The organism is Pseudomonas sp. R84 (assembly GCF_009834515.1).
Taxonomy (GTDB): domain Bacteria; phylum Pseudomonadota; class Gammaproteobacteria; order Pseudomonadales; family Pseudomonadaceae; genus Aquipseudomonas.
This window is the reverse complement of sequence record NZ_CP019426.1, coordinates 835,840-855,000: the sequence shown is the minus strand read 5'-3', so window position 1 is coordinate 855,000 and position 19,161 is coordinate 835,840. Positions and strand designations below refer to the sequence as shown.

Below are 19,161 nucleotides of genomic sequence, written 5' to 3'. Positions count from 1 at the left end.
GGCGAATTATAGACATCTCAAATCTGCCGTCAACACCTATTTTCATAATTCTGTCACATCGGTCAAAAAAACCCGAAAACACGAAGGCCGACCTCGATGAGGTCGGCCTTCTGCCCTTCTACTTACAAGCTAGGGAACGCGAACTGCGACGCCTCGTGGCTCGCACGCTGCGGCCAGCGCTGAGTGATCGCCTTGCGACGGGTATAGAAGCGCACACCATCCGGACCATAAGCGTGCAGGTCGCCGAACAGCGAACGCTTCCAGCCGCCGAAGCTGTGATAAGCCACCGGTACCGGCAGCGGCACGTTGACGCCGACCATGCCGACTTCGATCTCATCGCAGAACAGACGCGCCGCTTCACCGTCACGGGTGAAGATGCAGGTGCCGTTGCCGTATTCGTGATCGTTGATCAGTTGCATTGCCTCTTCCAGGCTGTTCACGCGAACGATGCACAGTACCGGACCGAAGATCTCTTCTTTATAGATGCGCATCTCCGGGGTGACGTTGTCGAACAGGCAGCCACCGAGGAAGAAGCCCTCTTCATGACCCGCCACGCTGAACCCACGACCGTCGACCACCAGGGTCGCGCCCGCTGCCACGCCGTCATCAACGTAACCGCTAACCTTGTCCCGCGCCTGTCCGGTCACCAGTGGGCCCATGTCCAGACCGCACGAAGTGCCGGCGCCGATTTTCAACGCCTGGATCTGTGGAACCAGTTTCGCCACCAGCGCATCCGCCACCTGGTCGCCCACACACACAGCAACCGAGATCGCCATGCAACGCTCGCCGCACGAACCGTACGCGGCGCCCATCAGTGCGCTGACCGCATTATCCAGATCGGCATCCGGCATCAGCACCGCATGGTTCTTCGCGCCACCCAGTGCCTGAACGCGTTTGCCGCGTTTGGTGCCTTCGGCGTAGATGTACTCGGCAATCGGCGTCGAGCCAACGAAGCTCAGCGCTTTGACTTCCGGCGCTTCGATCAGCGCATCCACGGCAGTCTTGTCGCCATGCACCACGCTCATCACGCCTTTCGGAAGACCCGCTTCCAGCAGCAACTGAGCAATCAGCAGTGTAGAGCTTGGATCACGCTCGGACGGCTTGAGGATGAAGCAGTTACCGCAGACGATCGCCAACGGGTACATCCACAGCGGCACCATGGCCGGAAAGTTGAACGGGGTGATGCCGGCAACGATGCCCAGCGGCTGAAAGTCCGACCATGCGTCGATGTTCGGACCGACGTTGCGGCTGTACTCGCCCTTGAGGATTTCTGGCGCTGCGCAAGCGAACTCGACGTTCTCGATACCGCGCTTCAATTCACCGGCAGCGTCTTCCAGAGTCTTGCCATGTTCTTCGCTGATCAATTGCGAGATACGCGCTTCGTTCTGCTCCAGCAGTTGCTTGAAGCGGAACATCACCTGCGCACGTTTGGCCGGTGGCGTGTTGCGCCAGGCCGGGAACGCAGCCTTGGCGGCATCAATGGCTTTCTGGATGGTTGCCTGACTCGCCAGTGGCAACTTGTGGATAGCCTGACCGGTGGACGGGTTGAACACATCTACCGCGCGACCGTTCTCGGTCACCAGTTCGCCATTGATCAAATGCGGGATAACGCTCATCGAAAACTCCTGAATTCTTGTCCACGGGCACACGTTAAGGAGTGCCCGTTTTTGTAGGTATATATAGAAGGAAAAATCAGTCGAGCTTGTTCAGCACTTCGCCGACCGCGTCGAACAGACGATCGAGGTCTTGCGGCTTACTGTTAAAAGTTGGGCCGAACTGCAAAGTGTCGCCGCCGAAGCGTACGTAGAACCCGGCTTTCCACAGGGCCATGCCCGCTTCGAATGGACGCACGATGGCGTCGCCGTCACGCGGGGCAATCTGGATCGCGCCGGCCAGACCGAAGTTACGAATGTCGATAACGTTCTTCGAACCTTTCAAACCATGCAGCGCGTTTTCGAAATGCGGCGCGACTTCAGCGACGCTCTGCACCAGGTTTTCTTTTTGCAGCAGATCGAGTGCCGCCAGACCAGCGGCGCAAGCTACCGGGTGCGCCGAGTAGGTGTAGCCGTGCGGGAATTCCACAGCGTATTCCGGCGTCGGCTGATTCATGAAGGTCTGGTAGATCTCGGAGCTGGCAATCACCGCGCCCATCGGGATCGCGCCGTTGGTGACTTGCTTGGCGATGCACATCAGGTCCGGGGTCACGCCAAAGGTGTCAGCGCCGAACATGTTGCCGGTACGACCGAAACCGGTGATCACTTCGTCGAACACCAGCAGGATGCTGTGCTGATCGCAGATCTCGCGCAGACGCTTCAGATAACCCTGCGGCGGTACCAGTACGCCAGCGGAACCGGCCATAGGTTCTACGAATACGGCGGCGATGTTCGAAGCGTCGTGCAGTTCGATCAGCTTCAGCAGCTCATCGGCCAGCGCGATACCGCCCTGCTCCGGCATGCCACGGGAAAATGCGTTGCTGGCCAGCAGCGTGTGCGGCAGGTGATCGACGTCCATCATCGCCTGACCGAACAGCTTGCGGTTGCCGTTGACGCCACCAAGGCTGGTGCCGGCGATGTTCACGCCGTGGTAGCCACGGGCACGGCCGATCATTTTGGTTTTGGTCGACTGGCCTTTCAGACGCCAGTAGGCACGAACCATTTTCACCGCGGTGTCGGCGCACTCGGAGCCCGAGTCAGTGAAGAACACGTGATTGAGGTTGCCCGGAGTCAGCTCGGTGATTTTTTCGGCCAGCTGGAACGACAACGGGTGGCCGTACTGGAAGCCCGGCGAGTAATCGAGGGTGCCCAACTGTTTCGAGACAGCTTCCTGAATTTCCTTGCGAGTGTGGCCAGCGCCGCAGGTCCACAGACCGGACAGCGAGTCGTATACCCGGCGGCCTTTGTCGTCGATCAGCCAGCTGCCTTCGGCGCCAACGATCAGACGCGGATCGCGCTGGAAGTTACGGTTGGCGGTGTACGGCATCCAGTGCGCGTCCAGCTTCAGTTGGCTGGCCAGTGGCGACGGCGCGTTTTCAGGCATGTTCATCGGGCAAAACCTCGCAGGGCATAAGCGTCAGGGAGATAAAAAGCGTTGTTGCAGCTAAATTGCCACGGCGATAAAGTCGGTGAAATCCAACTCTTCTAACCTTCAGTTAGAACTTTGCTAAACAATGAGAACAATAAGATGAGCAGCCGCCGCCCCGATCCGCTGGCCCAGGTCAGTGACTTTGATATTCGCCTGCTGCGGATTTTTCGCAGCGTGGTGGAATGCGGCGGCTTCTCGGCAGCGGAAACCGTGCTCGGCATTGGGCGCTCGGCAATCAGTCAGCAGATGAGCGATCTGGAGCAGCGTCTCGGTTTGCGTTTGTGTCAGCGTGGGCGCGCGGGTTTTTCGCTAACCGAAGAAGGTCGCGAGGTGTATCAATCGGCGCTGCAACTATTAAGTGCACTGGAAAGTTTCCGCACCGAGGTCAACGGCCTGCACCAGCATTTGCGTGGCGAGCTGATCATCGGCCTGACCGACAACCTCGTCACCCTGCCCCACATGCGCATTACCCACGCCCTCGCCCAGTTGAAGGAGCGCGGACCAGACGTGCAGATCCAGATCCGCATGATTGCGCCGAATGAAGTCGAGCAAGGCGTGCTCGATGGGCGCCTGCATGTTGGCGTGGTACCGCAGGCCAGTGCGTTGTCGGGACTGGAATATCAGCCGCTGTACAGCGAGCGTTCACTGCTTTATTGCGCGGTGGGGCATCCGTTGTTTTATGTCGATGACAAGCAACTGGATGACGAACGCCTTAACAGTCAGGACGCGATTGCGCCGACGTTTCGTTTGCCGGCGGAGATTCAGGCGCATTACCAGGCACTCAATTGCACGGCCAGTGCTTCTGACCGGGAAGGCATGGCGTTTTTGATTTTGACCGGGCGTTACATTGGGTATCTGCCGGATCATTACGCCAGTCTTTGGGTGCAGCAGGGGCGTTTGCGTGCTTTGAAAGCAGGAACGCGGTTTTACGATTTGAGTCTGGCATCGGTCACGCGCAAGGGGCGGCGCCCTCATTTGGTGCTGGAGAGCTTTTTGGAGAGTTTGGCGGCGACGCGTTGAAGGCAAGATCAAAAGATCGCAGCCTGCGGCAGCTCCTGCATTTGCGGGTTATTTGCCGATAAAGCTGAGCAAGTGGACAGGTTTTTGCAGAGGGGAAATTACTTCGTTCCTCTGATAAGAAGCCCTAAGCCATGCAGCCAGATTCCGCACCGTCCAGCGACCTGATCTACGGCCTCGACGACCGCCCCAAACCGCTCGCCGCGACACTCGCGGCGCTGCAACACGTGCTCGCCAGTTTCGTCGGCATCATCACCCCGCCGTTGGTGATCGGCTCGGCCCTCGGGCTGACCGCGCATTTGCCGTACCTGATCAGCATGGCCTTGATGGTTTCCGGCATCGGCACGTTTATTCAGGCGCGGCGGCCATTCGGGATTGGCGCGGGAATGATCTGTCTGCAAGGCACCAGTTTTGCCTTTCTCGGCGCGGTGCTGTCGGCGGGGTTTCTGGTCAAGCAACGTGGCGGCAGCCCGGAAGACATTCTCGCGATGATCTTCGGTGTGTGCTTTTTCGGCGCGCTGGTGCAGATCGTTCTCAGCCGCTTCATTGGTCAATTGCGCCGCGTGGTTACACCGCTGGTGACCGGGATCGTCATTACCCTGATCGGCATCAGCCTGATCAAGGTCGGCATCACTGATCTCGGCGGCGGCTTCAATGCGCCTGACTTCGGTGCGCCGGGCAATCTGGCGCTGGGCGTGTTTGTGTTGCTGACGATCATTCTGCTCAACCGCTCGAACACGCCATGGGTGCGCTTGTCGGCAATCATCATCGGTTTGCTGCTCGGCAGTCTGGCCGCGTGGTTCAGTGGGAAACTGGTGCCGCAGCCTTTACCTGACTTGCCACTGGTGAGTTTTCCTACACCGTTCAAGTTTGGCTTCAGCTTCGACTGGACGGCTTTCCTGCCGGTCGCACTGATTTATCTGATCAGCACCATCGAAACCGTCGGTGACCTCACGGCCAACTGCATGCTTGCCCGCCAGCCAATCAGCGGCCCTTCTTATATAAGCCGCCTGCGCGGTGGCGTACTCGGCGATGGCGTGAGCTGCATGATCGCCGCGACCTTCAGCGCTTTCCCCAACACCACGTTCGCGCAGAACAACGGCGTGATCCAGTTGACCGGCGTGGCCAGTCGCTACGTCGGGTTGTACATCGGCGCGATTCTGTTTTGTCTCGGCCTGTTCCCGATGATAGGCGCGGTGCTGCAACAGATTCCGAAACCGGTACTCGGCGGTGCGACCCTGGTGATGTTCGGCGCGGTGGCCGCTGCCGGCGTGCGCATCCTCGCGCAGTCGCCGCTGGATCGACGCAGCATGTTGATCATCGCCACGTCGTTCGGCGTTGGCCTCGGCATCGCCGCACAACCGAACCTGCTGCACCTGCTGCCGAAACTGGTGCAGAACCTGTTCGACTCGGCGATCACCAGCGGTGGATTGACGGCAATCATCCTGTGCCTTTTGCTGCCGGAGTCGAAAACCGAGGCCGCTGAAGTGCACGCGGCGCTGAACAAGATCGAACAGGCGTAACGGTTTTATCGCGCAAGGACTTGTCGGATGTCTGTGGGTGCGCTATCAACGCAACTGGTTGCACCCACAGACAAACCCGGAAGTGCCTATGACCTTTGAAGTCCCTGCCCATGGCGGCAAACCCGCCAGCCGCATTCGTCAGAAGAACGAAGAGACCATCCTCAAAGCCGCCGAAGACGAGTTCGCCCGTCACGGGTACAAAGGCACCAGCATGAACACCATCGCCCAGAATGCCGGGTTGCCCAAGGCGAACCTGCATTACTACTTCACCAACAAACTCGGTTTGTACGTGGCGGTGCTGAGCAACATCATCGAGCTGTGGGACAGCACCTTTAATACGCTCACCGCCGAAGACGATCCGGCCGAAGCGCTGACCCGCTATATCCGCGCCAAGATGGAATTCTCCCGTCGCCAGCCGCAAGCCTCGCGAATCTTTGCGATGGAAGTGATCAGCGGCGGTGAATGCCTCACCGAATATTTCAATCAGGATTACCGCGCCTGGTTCACTGGCCGTGCGGCGGTGTTTCAGGCGTGGATCGATGCGGGCAAAATGGACGCGGTCGATCCGGTGCACCTGATCTTCCTGTTATGGGGCAGCACTCAGCATTACGCCGACTTCGCCACGCAGATCTGCCGCGTCAGCGGTCGCAGCAAGCTGACCAAGCAGGACATGGAAGACGCCGGCAACAACCTGATCCGCATCATTCTCAAAGGCTGCGGCCTCACTCCTCCTCTATAAGACGTTTATGCCTTTCACCCTCAGCGGTTTTTGCGAGTACCGCGAAGAGATTCGCAAAAGCCGCTTTATCACTTTCGCCACGCCGATCGGCAGCCCTGCCGAGGCGCAGGCTTTTTTCGAACAACACAGCGATTTCAACGCCTCGCACAATTGCTGGGCGTGGAAGCTCGGCGATCAATACCGTAGCAATGATGACGGCGAACCGGGCGGCACGGCCGGGCGACCGATTCTGGCGGCGATTGAAGCGCAGGATTGCGATCAGGTCGCGGTGCTGGTGATTCGTTGGTACGGCGGTATTCAATTGGGCACGGGCGGCTTGGCCCGGGCTTATGGCGGTGGTGCGAACAAATGCCTGCAAACGGCGGCCAAGGTTGAGTTGATAAGCCGGGTGCCATTGAGTTGTGCTTGCGGGTTTGCCGAATTGGCGTTGGTGAAGTTGCGCGTTGCCGATCTGGGTGGATTGGTGGTGGAGGAAAACTTCACGGCAAACGGGGTTGAATTGAAGTTGGCGGTGGGTGAGGCGCAGATCGAGTTGTTACAAAGCCAGTTGGCGGATTTGAGTCGTGGGCGGATTTTGTTGCAGCGGTGAAGCCAAGATCAAAAGATCGCAGCGTTCCGCAGCTCCTACACGGATCCGTGGTTGTCACGAATTTTGGGGGGTGATTCCGGTTTCGGCGTTTCCATGTAGGAGCTGCCGAAGGCTGCGATCTTTTGGGGCACCCCGAAATTTCTTATTCCACAGAGTTGCCCACATCTGCTGTGCACCCGACTGTGGATAACCTGAGTACATTCCGCTGTAACCCTTCTGTCACGTGGCTTTGCGCGGTTTGTTCACTTTTCGTTCAATTCACCCGACGAAACGAATATTTCAAATAGAAACAGATGGTTAGCGCGGTTTATCACCATTAGAAGAAAGCACTGCAGTGCTTATGCCCGGGTTTGCAGCTTGCGCACAATAACTGTGGAGCAACCTGTGGATAACCCGTTCATGACCGCCGCAGTCGCAGGTTCTGCCTAGCTCCCACGGGTTTGCTCGTTTTTTGATCAGTTGCCGGCGGGCAAAACTGGAGCCCGATCAACGGCTTTGCGCTGAAATGGTGCTGCGAATCCCGCCAATTTTCACCGCAATGCTCTGCGCCGAGCGCACGCAGCCGCAGCCCGCTCGGGTTCCTGACTCAATGGCCAGGAAATTGCTTTATCCACAGGCACAACTTCAAGCAAGTCGAGCCTGTCATGCCAATCGCGCCTCCCCTCCCGCGCCTGCAACTGCGCCACATCAGCAAACTTTATCCCGGCTGTCTGGCCAACGACGCCATCGACCTGAGCATTGCGCCCGGAGAAATTCACGCCCTGCTCGGGGAAAACGGTGCGGGCAAAAGTACCTTGATGAAAATTATCTACGGCGTCACCCAGGCCGACGCCGGGGAAATGCTCTGGCAAGGCCAACGCGTCAACATCCGCAATCCGGCGCAGGCACGGCAGTTGGGCATCGGCATGGTGTTCCAGCATTTCTCGCTGTTCGAAACCCTCAGCGTCGCGCAGAACATAGCGCTGGCGATGGGCGCGAAGGCTGGCACGCCGAAACAACTGGAGCCGAAGATTCGTGAAGTCTCGCGCCGTTATGGCATGGCGCTAGAGCCGGAGCGACTTGTCCTCAGCCTGTCGATCGGCGAGCGCCAGCGCGTGGAAATCATCCGTTGCCTGATGCAGGACATTCGTCTGCTGATCCTCGACGAACCGACGTCAGTGCTGACACCGCAGGAGGCGGATGAATTGTTCATCACCTTGCGCCGTCTCGCCGCCGAGGGCTGCAGCATTCTGTTTATCAGCCACAAGCTCGGCGAAGTTCGGGCGCTGTGTCACAGCGCGACGGTTCTGCGCGGCGGGCGCGTGGCCGGGCATTGCGTACCGGCCGAATGTTCCGATCAGCAATTGGCGCAGTTGATGGTTGGCGAAGCGGCGGCGTTGATTGGCGATTATCCAAAGGTCAGCGGCGGCGCGGCGTTTTTGCAGGTGAACGGCTTGAGCTGGCACAACCCGGACCCGTTTGGTTGTTCGCTGACTGACATTGATGTGCAGGTGCGCAGCGGTGAAATCGTCGGTATCGCTGGGGTCGCCGGTAATGGTCAGGATGAATTGCTGGCCCTGCTCAGCGGCGAACAAACCTTGCCTCGGGCGCAAGCCGCGACCATTCGATTCGCCGAACAACATGTCGCTGATTTACGCCCGGATGCACGGCGCAAACTGGGTTTGGCATTCGTGCCTGCCGAGCGTCTCGGCCACGGCGCGGTGCCGGAATTGAGTCTGGCCGATAACGCCCTCCTCACAGCTTTCCAACAAGGTTTGGTCAGCCACGGTTTGATCGAACGCGGCAAAGTCGAAGCCCTCGCCCAACAGATCATTCAGCGCTTCGGCGTGAAAACCCCGGGCACGCAAACCGCCGCGCGCAGTTTGTCCGGCGGCAACCTGCAGAAATTCATCCTCGGCCGGGAAATCCTTCAGCAACCGAAACTGCTGATCGCCGCGCACCCGACCTGGGGCGTGGACGTCGGCGCTGCCGCGACCATCCACCGCGCGTTGATCGCTTTGCGCGATGCCGGCGCGGCGATTCTGGTGATCTCCGAAGACCTCGACGAACTGTTCCAGATCAGCGACCGCCTCGGCGCCTTGTGTGGCGGACGCTTGTCGGCGCTGCACAACACCACCGATACGCAACTCAGCGACGTCGGCGGCTGGATGGCCGGCCAGTTCGACAACCCACCTTCAGCCGCCACGGTTTAACGGAGTTTTCCACATGCTGCTTTCCCTCGAACCCCGTGGCCAGCAATCGCGCTTGATGTTGTGGTGCTCGCCGTTATTGGCGGCGGCGCTGACGCTCGGTTGTGGCTCGCTGTTGTTTATCGCCCTTGGCCATGACCCATTGCAAACCTTGCACACGCTGCTGATCGCGCCGGTCAGCGACTTGTATGGCGTCTCCGAATTACTGGTCAAAGCGCTGCCGATCCTGCTCTGCGCGCTGGGTCTGGCGGTGGCCTATCAGGCGCGAATCTGGAACATCGGCGCCGAAGGCCAATTACTCCTCGGCGCGCTCGCCGGCAGTGCCTTGGCGGTGAACATCATCGGCATGCAAAGCCGTTGGGCGCTGGTATTTATTCTGCTCACCGGCACCGTCGCAGGCGCGGCGTGGGCCGGGCTGACCGCGTGGTTGCGCACGCGCTTCAATGCCAACGAAATCCTCACCAGCATCATGCTCAATTACATCGCCCTGAACCTGCTGCTGTTCTGCGTGCACGGGCCGTTGAAAGATCCCGCCGGCTTCAACTTTCCCGAATCGGCGATGTTCGGCGATGCCAGCCGTTTACCGTTGTTGATGGAGGATGGCCGCGTGCACGCCGGGGTGTATTTCGCCCTGCTCGCACTGGTCGCGGTGTGGGTGTTGTTGCAGAAAAGCTTTGTCGGTTTCCAGATCAAAGTGCTCGGGCTGGACAAGCGTGCGGCGGGGTTTGTCGGCTTTCGCGAGAAGCGGCTGATCTGGCTGGCGCTGTTGATCAGCGGCGGATTGGCCGGGCTTGCGGGAGTCTGCGAAGTCACCGGGCCGATTGGCCAATTGGTGCCGCAGGTGTCACCGGGTTACGGCTATGCGGCGATTACCGTGGCGTTTCTTGGGCGACTCAATCCGATCGGGATTCTGTTTTCCAGCCTGTTGATGGCGCTGCTGTATATCGGTGGCGAAAGCGCACAAATGACGATGAATCTGCCGCAAGCGATCACCCAATTGTTTCAGGGAATGATGCTGTTTTTCCTGCTCGCCTGTGACGTGCTGATCCTCTATCGGCCACGCCTGAACCTGCGCTGGGTAAAGCGCACGTCGACCACCGCCGTAACCGCCGGAGCGCTGTGATGGATATCGATCTGTTGAGCAATATTTTCTACGCCATGGTGCGTTGCGGCACGCCCCTGTTGCTGGTGGCGTTGGGTGAGCTGATCTGCGAGAAGAGCGGCGTGCTCAACCTTGGGCAGGAAGGGATGATGCTGTTTGGCGCGGTGATCGGTTTTATCGTCGCGCTGAACAGCGGCAACCTGTGGCTTGGGGTGTTGTTGGCGATGTTGGCAGGGATGTTGTTGTCGTCACTGTTTGCGCTGGTGGCGCTGGTGTTCAATGCCAATCAAGTGGCGACCGGTTTGGCTCTGACGATTTTTGGTGTCGGACTGTCGACCTTTGTCGGCGCGGCCTGGGTGGGTAAACCGCTGGCGGGTTTTGAGCCGTTGGCGATTCCTTGGCTGAGTGAAATTCCGCTGATCGGGCGGATGCTGTTTGCTCAGGATCTGCTGGTGTATCTGTCGTTCGCGCTGTTTGCGCTAGTGGCGTGGGTGATCATCAAAAGTCGTGTCGGGTTGATTATTCAGGCCGTGGGCGAGAACCCGGATGCAGCGAGTGCGATGGGCTTGCCGGTGTTGACCGTGCGTACCTTGGCGGTGCTGTTTGGCGGGGCAATGGCCGGGTTGGCCGGGGCTTATTTGTCGCTGGCGTATACGCCGATGTGGGCGGAAAACATGACTGCCGGGCGTGGCTGGATCGCCTTGGCGCTGGTGGTGTTTGCCAGTTGGCGAGTGTGGCGGTTGTTGCTCGGGGCGTATCTGTTTGGCCTCGCCAGCATCCTGCATTTGGTCGCGCAGGGGTTGGGGCTGGCGATTCCGTCGAGTTTGCTGGCGATGCTGCCGTATGTGGCGACGATTGTGGTGCTGGTGTTGTTGTCGCGGGATGCGCTGCGGACGCGGTTGTATGCGCCGGTTTCGTTGGGGCAGCCGTGGCAGGCGGGGCATTGATGCGGTGACCTTGTTGGCCCTATCGCGAGCAGGCTCACTCCTACATTGGATCGGATTCACAATTCCCTTGTAGGAGTGAGCCTGCTCGCGATGGCTGTTCAACAGGCAACACCTGAGCAATGCCCCACGCTAACTCGAAGACCAGAAAAACCAGCAAAATCGAACTGGCGCCGTGCAGCAAGGCATACCCCTGCCAAGCCGCAAACAAAAATCTGGCCACCGCGTCATACCTTCCATAACGCGCCTGCGGATCGCGAATCCGCAGCACCGCCCAAACACATACCACCGAACCCAACAGATTCGCCATCAACATGTGCACAGGCTGAAACGCCGGCAATTCGCCGGGTAAATCCAGCGCACTCAACAACTCATGCACAAGCGCAAAACTCCAAGGCGTGGCAAACGCTGCCGTGACGATCAAGTCATACCAGGCACTGCCGCGCACCACGTTGCGATACTGCGTTGAAGTCCACATCATCCATGCTCCAGAAATTCAGGGAGCAAGCACGGTAAAGCCTGGAGTATGCTCCAGGGTCAATACCTCTTTTGAGAGCCAGCATGCGCATCGGTGAATTAGCCCAGGCCAGCGCCGTCAGCCGTGACACCCTGCGTTTCTACGAGCAGCGTGGGTTGATCGCGGCGCAACGCAGTGCCAACGGTTATCGCGAATATCCGCCGGAGATGGTGCAACTGGTGCTCTACATCAAAACCGCGCAGCGCCTGGGATTTACCCTCGGCGAGATCGGCGACAGCGTTGCCGCATTGTGGAACGTGCCCGACCCGGACAACGCCGTGGCGCAGTTGCTGCGCGACAAACTGCAATTGATCGAAACCCGCATGAGCGAACTCGACGCGTTGCGTCAGGAGCTGCAACTTCGGCTCGGTCAGGCCTGTCCATTGAATCCATGATCCTCATTCATCAAGGAAGCCCATCATGTCTGCAAAAAACGCACTGATCATCGGCGCCTCCCGGGGCCTTGGCCTCGGTCTGGTGAAAACCCTGCTGGCCGATGGCTGGGAAGTCACCGCCACCGTGCGCAATCCGCAAAACGCCGAGGCGCTGCAAGTGCTGGGCAAGGTGCGGATCGAGAAGCTCGACATGGACGACCAGCAAGCGGTCATTGCTCTGAGCCAACAGCTCAAGGGCGAAACCTTCGACTTGCTGTTCGTCAACGCCGGGGTCAAAGGCCCGGCCGATCAGACCCCGGGCGGCGCGACACTGGCTGAAGTCGGTCAGTTGTTTTTCACCAACGCGGTGGCGCCGATCAATCTGGCTCAGCGTTTTGCCGGGCAGATTCGTGATGGCAGCGGTGTGCTGGCGTTCATGAGTTCCGGGCTGGGCAGCGTGACGGTGCCAGACGCACCTGAGCTGGCGTTGTACAAGGCGAGCAAGGCTGCGCTGAATTCGATGACCAACAGTTTTATCACGCAATTGGGCGAGCGGAAGATGACGGTGTTGTCGCTGCATCCGGGCTGGGTGAAGACCGATATGGGTGGTGAAGGTGCCGACCTTGACGTGGAAACCAGCACTCGCGGGCTGGTTGATCAGGTGAATGCGTACACCGGCAAGGGCGGGCACCACTTCATCAACTACAAGGGTGAAACCATCCCCTGGTAAGCATACAAATCCCCTGTAGGAGTGAGCCTGCTCGCGATAGCGGTGTGTCATTCAGCAAAAGTGTTGCCTGATACACCGCTATCGCGAGCAGGCTCACTCCTACAAGGGACCGTGGTGAATGGTCGGGTTGGGCTTGCCCGGCAAGCGCTTTTGTTTGAAACTGCGCACCTCGTCCTCGCGGCGACCCTGGATCAGCAGACAGGGCATCACTGAGCTGGCAACCCTGAACCCCATTTTCAGAGGAGCCGGCAACATGCCCGCGACCCGTACCTGGTTAAAAAATCCCCTCGCCATTTTCACTTCCAACGAGCTCGATGCCCGTGGCGGTCTTGTCGTGCAAGACGGTGTCATCGTCGAAGTCCTCGCCGCTGGCCAGCAGCCGTCGGCGCCGTGCAATGCAGTGTTCGATGCCCGCGAGCATGTGATCCTGCCGGGCCTGATCAACACCCACCATCACTTCTATCAAACGCTGACTCGCGCCTGGGCACCGGTGGTCAATCAGCCGTTGTTCCCGTGGTTGAAAACCCTGTACCCGGTGTGGGCGCGCCTGACACCGGAAAAACTCGCACTCGCCACCAAAGTCGCTTTGGCCGAGCTGTTGCTGTCGGGCTGCACCACCGCTGCCGACCACCACTATCTGTTCCCGGACGGCCTGGAAAACGCCATCGACGTGCAAGTCGAAACCGTGCGTGAACTGGGCATGCGCGCCATGCTCACTCGCGGTTCGATGAGCCTCGGCGAGAAGGACGGCGGCCTGCCGCCGCAGCAGACCGTGCAGGAAGGTCAGGTGATTCTCGACGACAGTCAGCGCCTGATTCACGAGTACCACGAGCGTGGCGACGGCGCGCAGATCCAGATCGCACTGGCGCCGTGCTCGCCGTTCTCGGTGACCCCGGAAATCATGTCGGCCAGCGCCGAACTGGCGAACAAGCTCGACGTACGCCTGCACACGCATTTGGCCGAAACCCTCGACGAAGAAGATTTCTGCCTGCAGCGTTTCGGCCTGCGCACCGTTGATTACCTGGACAGCGTCGGCTGGCTCGGTCCGCGCACATGGCTGGCCCACGGCATCCATTTCAACCCGGATGAAATCGCTCGTCTCGGCGAGGCTGGCACCGGTATCTGCCATTGCCCGAGCTCGAACATGCGTCTGGCTTCCGGCATCTGCCCAAGTATCGATCTGACTGACGCGGGCGCGTTGTTTGGTCTGGGAGTCGACGGTTCGGCGTCCAACGATGCGTCGAACATGATTCTCGAAGCGCGTCAGGCGTTGTACATACAGCGTCTGCGTTATGGCGCCGAGAAGATCACTCCGGAACGCGTGCTGGGCTGGGCGACCAAGGGTTCGGCGAGCTTGTTGGGCCGTACCGATATTGGTGAGATTGCCGTGGGCAAGCAGGCGGATCTGGCGTTGTTCAAGCTCGATGAGCTGCGCTTCTCCGGCAGCCATGATCCGATTTCGGCGCTGTTGTTGTGCGGCGCCGATCGTGCGGATCGGGTGATGATTGGTGGTAAGTGGCGTGTGGTGGATGGCCAGGTTGAAGGGCTGGATCTGAAGGGCCTGATCGCCGACCACAGCCAGGCGGCTCGCCAACTGATCGCCGGTACCTGATACACCGCCGTTCAAAACTGTGGGAGCGAGCCTGCTCGCGAAGAGAGAGTGTCAGACAACATGTTTGTTGAATGACACACCGCTTTCGCGAGCAGGCTCGCTCCCACATTGGTTTCTGTCAGCCTCAAAGGCCCAGCAGGGACAACATGATGAACGTCGCGAACAGCACGAAGTGAGTCATGCCTTCGATGGCATTGGTCTCACCGTCATTGAGGTTGATCGCGCTGACGATCAGCGTGATGAAGATCATCACCGTCTGCACCGGCGTCATCGCCATTTGAAACGGCTGGCCGGTGTACAGCGCCATCGCTTCCATCACCGGCACCGTCAGAATCACCGTCGACAGTGACGCGCCCATCGCAATGTTGACCACCGACTGCATGCGGTTGGCCAACGCTGCACGCAACGCGGTCAAAATCTCCGGCGCCGCAGAAATCGCCGCCACCAGAATCGCCGTGATCACCGGTGGTGCCCCGGTGCCTTCCAGACCCAGATCGAGGGTCTTCGACATCACTTCGGCCAGTGCACCGATCACCACAATGCCAAACACCAGAATGCCGATCGACAGGCCGATGCTCGGCGCTTTCGCCTGCGCGCCCAGCGGTTCTTTCTTGCGGCGTTTGTCTGGGTAGCTGTAGCTGAAAAAATAACTGTGCGGGCCGACCTGCATGCGCAGAAACAGCGCGTAAAGCACCACCATTGCACCGATGGTGAACGCCGAATAAATCTTCCAGTTGGCCTCGGGAATGAACTCCGGCACCACCATCGACACGCCCATGGCGGTGAGGATCATCACACTGTAGCTGCGCGCCGAATCGTCGTTGTACGACTGCTCGCCATGTTTGATCCCGCCCATCAGCGCGGCGAGGCCGAGGATGCCGTTGATGTCGAGCATCACGGCCGAATAGATCGTGTCACGCACCAGCGTGGGCGATGCTTCGTTGCTCATCATGATCGCGAGGATCACCACTTCGACCAGAACAGCCGCGAGGGTGAGGATCATCGTGCCGTAAGGGTCGCCGACCTTTTCGGCGAGCAGTTCTGCGTGATGGGCGACGCGCATCGAGGCGGCGACGATGAACGCGATCAGCGCCAGGCCGGCAGTCAGCGCGACGATCTGGCCGCTGTGCAGCATCCAGTGTTCCAACGGATAGGCGACGCACGCGGCGATGACGGCCAGTAGCAGAAAGCTTTCTTGCTTGAGGATTGTAAACATAACGGGCCTTTTGCCGAAGAGTGCGAATGAGCTACTGACTGCGGGGCGGCGCTAACGTTTCGTTACACCTTAGCGCACCAAGCGTTGGCGTGAACTCGCGGACTTGCACTGCGTTGGTTCTGACGCTGAAAAGATCGCAGCCTTCGGCAGCTCCTACAGGTTGCGCATTCCCATGTAGGAGCTGCCGAAGGCTGCGATCTTTTTTGTTTGTTGTCCTGTTGGTCAGCAATTTGCATTGGCCCTGACCACACACAACAAAATGGAGCTCCAATTCATGCAAATACGTCCGCTGCACAAACTGCTGTGCGCCGCCCTCGGTCTGGGGATCAGTCTAAGCGCCAGCGCTGCCGATCCGCTGAAGGTCGGTTTCGTCTACATCGGCCCGATCGGTGACCACGGCTGGACGTATCAGCATGAGCAGGGACGCAAGGCTCTCGCAGAAAAACTCGGTACGCAGATCACCACCAACTACGTCGAGAACGTCGCTGAGGGCGCCGACGCCGAGCGGGTGATTCGCAACATGGCCAAGGACAAGTACGACCTGATCTTCACCACCTCGTTTGGCTACATGAACCCGACGTTGAAAGTCGCCAAGCAATTTCCCAAGGTGACCTTCGAACACGCCACCGGCTACAAACAGGACAAGAACCTCGGCACCTATCTGGCGCGCACTTACGAGGGGCGTTATGTCGGCGGTTTCCTCGCGGCGAAGATGACCAAGACCAAGAAAATCGGTTACGTCGCTTCGTTCCCGATCCCCGAGGTGATCCGCGATATCAACTCGATTCAACTGGCCTTGAACAAGTACAACCCGGGCACCGAGATCAAAGTGGTGTGGGTCAACTCGTGGTTCGATCCGGGCAAGGAAGCCGATGCCGCCAACGCGCTGATCGATCAGGGCGTCGACGTGGTGTTCCAGCACACCGACAGCCCGGCGCCGATTCAAGCCGCCGAACGGCGTGGCGTGTACGCAGTGGGTTACGCCTCGGACATGGCGCACTTCGGGCCGAAAGCAGTACTGACCTCGATCGTCAACGACTGGGCGCCGCACTATATTCAGGCGACGCAAAGCGTGATCGACCACACCTGGAAATCCCAGGATTACTGGGGCGGGTTGAAGGAGGGCACGGTTGAACTGCCAATCAGCGATCTAGTGCCAGCGCCGGTGAAAGCCGAGGCCGAGCAGATCATTGCCGACATCAAGAGCGGCGCATTTCAGCCGTTTACCGGGCCGATCAAGGATCAGGTCGGCGTGGAGAAAATCCCGGCGGGCGTGAGCGCGACGAATGCGGAACTGGCGTCGATGAACTATTACGTTGAAGGCATGAAGGCTGAGATGCCGAAGTAATTTCAGTCATACCACCATCCCTTGTAGGAGTGAGCCTGCTCGCGATAGCGGTGGGTCATTCAGCAAAAGTGTCGCCTGATACACCGCTATCGCGAGCAGGCTCACTCCTACATTTGATCTTCAGCGTATTCAAGGATTGTGTATGGATCAGCTTCCGATCATCGATATCAGCCCGCTCTATTCCGCCGACGAAAACGCCTGGCCCGCCGTGGCCGAGCAAATCGACCACGCCTGCCGCGAATGGGGTTTCTTCTACATCAAGGGTCATCCGATTTCCGCGCAGCGCATCGACGCGATGCTCGATCACACCCAACGTTTTTTCGCCCTGCCCGCAGCGGAAAAACTCAAGATCGACATCACCCAGACGCGCCACCATCGCGGCTACGGCGCCATCGCCACCGAGCAACTCGACCCAAGCAAACCCAGCGATCTGAAAGAAACCTTCGACATGGGTCTGCACCTGCCGGCCAACCATCCTGATGTACTCGCGGAAAAACCGTTGCGCGGGCCGAACCGTCATCCGGCGCAAACCGGATGGGCGGAGTTGATGGAGCAGCACTACCTCGACATGCAGGCCCTCGCGCAAACCTTGTTGCGGGCGATGACCGTCGCGCTGAACATCGAACGCGACTTCTTCGACAGCCGCTTCAACGAACCCGTCAGCGTTCTGCGCATGATCCATTACCCACCGCGCCACACCGCCAGCTCCACCGAGCAGCAAGGCGCCGGCGCGCACACCGATTACGGCTGCATCACCCTGCTCTATCAGGACAGCGCCGGTGGCTTGCAGGTCAAAAATGTGAGGGGTCAATGGATCGACGCGCCGCCGATCGAGGGCACGTTCGTGGTCAACCTCGGCGACATGATGGCGCGCTGGAGCAATGATCGTTATCGCTCAACGCCGCACCGGGTGATCAGCCCGCTCGGGGTCGATCGCTATTCGATGCCGTTCTTCGCCGAGCCGCACCCGGACACGCGCATCGAATGCCTGCCGGGTTGTCAGGACGCACTGCATCCAGCGAAATATCCGACCACCACCTGCGCCGAATTCCTGTTGTCGCGCTTCGCCGATACCTACGCCTATCGCCGCGAGCAAGAAACCGTGTGATGGATCGCTTGGTCAGGTTTTGCCAATTGTTTCGACGCGCATCTGTAGAATGCCGTCATTGCACCTGATGAGAAAAGAATATGTACGACTGGCTCAACGCCTTGCCCAAGGCTGAACTGCACCTGCATCTGGAAGGCTCGCTGGAGCCTGAGTTGCTGTTCGCCCTGGCCGAGCGCAACAAGATCGCCCTGCCGTGGAACGACGTGGAAACCCTGCGCAAGGCTTACGCCTTCAACAATCTGCAGGAATTCCTCGACCTGTATTACCAGGGCGCCGACGTGTTGCGCACCTCGCAGGATTTCTACGACCTGACCTGGGCCTACCTGCTGCGCTGCAAGGCACAGAACGTGATTCACACCGAACCGTTCTTCGACCCGCAGACCCACACCGACCGGGGTATCCCGTTTGAAGTGGTGCTCAACGGCATCGCGGCGGCATTGAAGGATGGCGAGCAACAACTGGGCATCACCAGCGGCTTGATCCTCAGCTTCCTGCGCCACCTGAGCGAAGAAGAAGCGGAGAAAACCCTTGATCAGGCGCTGCCGTTCCGTGACGCGTTTGTCGCGGTCGGTCTGGACAGTTCCGAGATGGGTCACCCGCCGAGCAAGTTCCAGCGGGTATTTGACCGAGCCCGCCACGAAGGCTTCCTGACCGTTGCCCACGCCGGCGAAGAAGGCCCGCCGGAGTACATCTGGGAAGCCATCGACCTGCTGAAAATCCAGCGTATCGACCATGGCGTACGCGCCATCGAAGACGAGCGCCTGATGCAGCGGATCATCGACGAGCAGATCCCGTTGACCGTGTGCCCGCTGTCGAACACCAAGCTTTGCGTGTTCGATCACATGTCGCAGCACAACATTCTCGACATGCTCGAGCGTGGCGTAAAGGTCACGGTGAACTCCGATGACCCGGCGTACTTCGGTGGTTATGTGACCGAGAACTTCTACGCGCTGCATGAGCATTTGGGCATGACCCAGGATCAGGCCAAGCGTTTGGCGCAGAACAGCCTCGATGCGCGTCTGGTAAAACCATAAGCAACACCGAAGTACCCATGTGGGAGCGAGCCTGCTCG

General features: G+C 59.3%; 17 protein-coding genes. 13 read left to right on the top strand and 4 right to left on the bottom strand.

Features of this window, described 5'->3' with window-relative positions:
• Positions 1-122 precede the first annotated feature (122 nt).
• Positions 123-1,616 (bottom strand): CoA-acylating methylmalonate-semialdehyde dehydrogenase, encoded by a 1,494-nt coding sequence (locus PspR84_RS03725; RefSeq protein ID WP_038360740.1) that lies wholly within the window; start codon positions 1,614-1,616, stop codon positions 123-125.
• Positions 1,617-1,692: 76 nt separating this feature from the next.
• Positions 1,693-3,042, bottom strand: a complete 1,350-nt coding sequence (locus PspR84_RS03720) for an aspartate aminotransferase family protein (RefSeq protein ID WP_034154752.1) — start codon at positions 3,040-3,042, stop codon at positions 1,693-1,695.
• A gap of 138 nt (positions 3,043-3,180) precedes the next feature.
• Here PspR84_RS03720 and PspR84_RS03715 point away from each other — a divergent pair, with 138 nt between their 5' ends.
• The 7 genes from PspR84_RS03715 to PspR84_RS03685 all read left to right on the top strand — a co-directional run bounded on the left by PspR84_RS03715 (position 3,181) and on the right by PspR84_RS03685 (position 11,187).
• Positions 3,181-4,101 carry a LysR family transcriptional regulator gene (locus PspR84_RS03715; RefSeq protein WP_102901587.1) on the top strand — a complete coding sequence of 307 codons (921 nt, stop codon included), beginning with the start codon at positions 3,181-3,183 and terminating at the stop codon, positions 4,099-4,101.
• Between the two features lie 131 nt (positions 4,102-4,232).
• Positions 4,233-5,621 (top strand): nucleobase:cation symporter-2 family protein, encoded by a 1,389-nt coding sequence (locus PspR84_RS03710; protein WP_160055570.1) that lies wholly within the window; start codon positions 4,233-4,235, stop codon positions 5,619-5,621.
• Positions 5,622-5,709: 88 nt separating this feature from the next.
• On the top strand, positions 5,710-6,360 hold the full coding sequence (locus PspR84_RS03705) for a TetR/AcrR family transcriptional regulator (RefSeq protein WP_064387743.1): 651 nt from the start codon (positions 5,710-5,712) through the stop codon (positions 6,358-6,360).
• A 7-nt stretch (positions 6,361-6,367) separates the two neighbouring features.
• The gene (locus tag PspR84_RS03700; RefSeq protein ID WP_160055568.1) at positions 6,368-6,949 is read left to right on the top strand and encodes a YigZ family protein; all 582 of its coding nucleotides are present in this window, start codon (positions 6,368-6,370) and stop codon (positions 6,947-6,949) included.
• A gap of 644 nt (positions 6,950-7,593) precedes the next feature.
• Positions 7,594-9,141, top strand: coding sequence for an ABC transporter ATP-binding protein (locus PspR84_RS03695; protein WP_160055566.1), 1,548 nt, complete (start codon positions 7,594-7,596; stop codon positions 9,139-9,141).
• A gap of 13 nt (positions 9,142-9,154) precedes the next feature.
• The gene (locus PspR84_RS03690) at positions 9,155-10,261 is read left to right on the top strand and encodes an ABC transporter permease (protein WP_127925727.1); all 1,107 of its coding nucleotides are present in this window, start codon (positions 9,155-9,157) and stop codon (positions 10,259-10,261) included.
• On the top strand, positions 10,261-11,187 hold the full coding sequence (locus PspR84_RS03685) for an ABC transporter permease (protein ID WP_077570879.1): 927 nt from the start codon (positions 10,261-10,263) through the stop codon (positions 11,185-11,187). The genes PspR84_RS03690 and PspR84_RS03685 overlap by 1 nt, the downstream gene beginning before the upstream one ends.
• 40 nt (positions 11,188-11,227) lie before the next feature.
• On the opposite strand, the gene PspR84_RS03680 is transcribed toward PspR84_RS03685, so the two are convergent.
• Positions 11,228-11,662, bottom strand: coding sequence for a hypothetical protein (locus tag PspR84_RS03680; protein WP_160060047.1), 435 nt, complete (start codon positions 11,660-11,662; stop codon positions 11,228-11,230).
• A gap of 83 nt (positions 11,663-11,745) precedes the next feature.
• On the opposite strand from PspR84_RS03680, the gene PspR84_RS03675 reads away from it, so the two are divergent.
• From PspR84_RS03675 to PspR84_RS03665, 3 genes are all read left to right on the top strand, one after another.
• Complete coding sequence (locus tag PspR84_RS03675; RefSeq protein WP_160055564.1) at positions 11,746-12,096, top strand: MerR family transcriptional regulator; 351 nt, start codon at positions 11,746-11,748, stop codon at positions 12,094-12,096.
• Between the two features lie 22 nt (positions 12,097-12,118).
• A complete protein-coding gene (locus tag PspR84_RS03670; protein ID WP_160060046.1) occupies positions 12,119-12,805 on the top strand; it encodes an SDR family oxidoreductase in 687 nt (228 codons plus the stop codon).
• Positions 12,806-13,058: 253 nt separating this feature from the next.
• A complete protein-coding gene (locus PspR84_RS03665) occupies positions 13,059-14,417 on the top strand; it encodes an 8-oxoguanine deaminase (protein WP_077570872.1) in 1,359 nt (452 codons plus the stop codon).
• 124 nt (positions 14,418-14,541) lie between these two features.
• Here PspR84_RS03665 and PspR84_RS03660 read toward each other — a convergent pair whose 3' ends face one another.
• The gene (locus tag PspR84_RS03660; protein WP_160055562.1) at positions 14,542-15,633 is read right to left on the bottom strand and encodes a calcium:proton antiporter; all 1,092 of its coding nucleotides are present in this window, start codon (positions 15,631-15,633) and stop codon (positions 14,542-14,544) included.
• A 274-nt stretch (positions 15,634-15,907) separates the two neighbouring features.
• On the opposite strand from PspR84_RS03660, the gene PspR84_RS03655 reads away from it, so the two are divergent.
• The 3 genes from PspR84_RS03655 (at position 15,908) to PspR84_RS03645 (ending at position 19,123) form a co-directional block, all read left to right on the top strand.
• Positions 15,908-16,981 (top strand): BMP family ABC transporter substrate-binding protein, encoded by a 1,074-nt coding sequence (locus PspR84_RS03655; RefSeq protein ID WP_160055560.1) that lies wholly within the window; start codon positions 15,908-15,910, stop codon positions 16,979-16,981.
• Positions 16,982-17,123: 142 nt separating this feature from the next.
• Positions 17,124-18,089, top strand: coding sequence for a 2-oxoglutarate and iron-dependent oxygenase domain-containing protein (locus PspR84_RS03650; RefSeq protein WP_160055558.1), 966 nt, complete (start codon positions 17,124-17,126; stop codon positions 18,087-18,089).
• An 80-nt stretch (positions 18,090-18,169) separates the two neighbouring features.
• Positions 18,170-19,123, top strand: a complete 954-nt coding sequence (locus tag PspR84_RS03645) for an adenosine deaminase (RefSeq protein ID WP_008082147.1) — start codon at positions 18,170-18,172, stop codon at positions 19,121-19,123.
• Positions 19,124-19,161 lie beyond the last annotated feature (38 nt).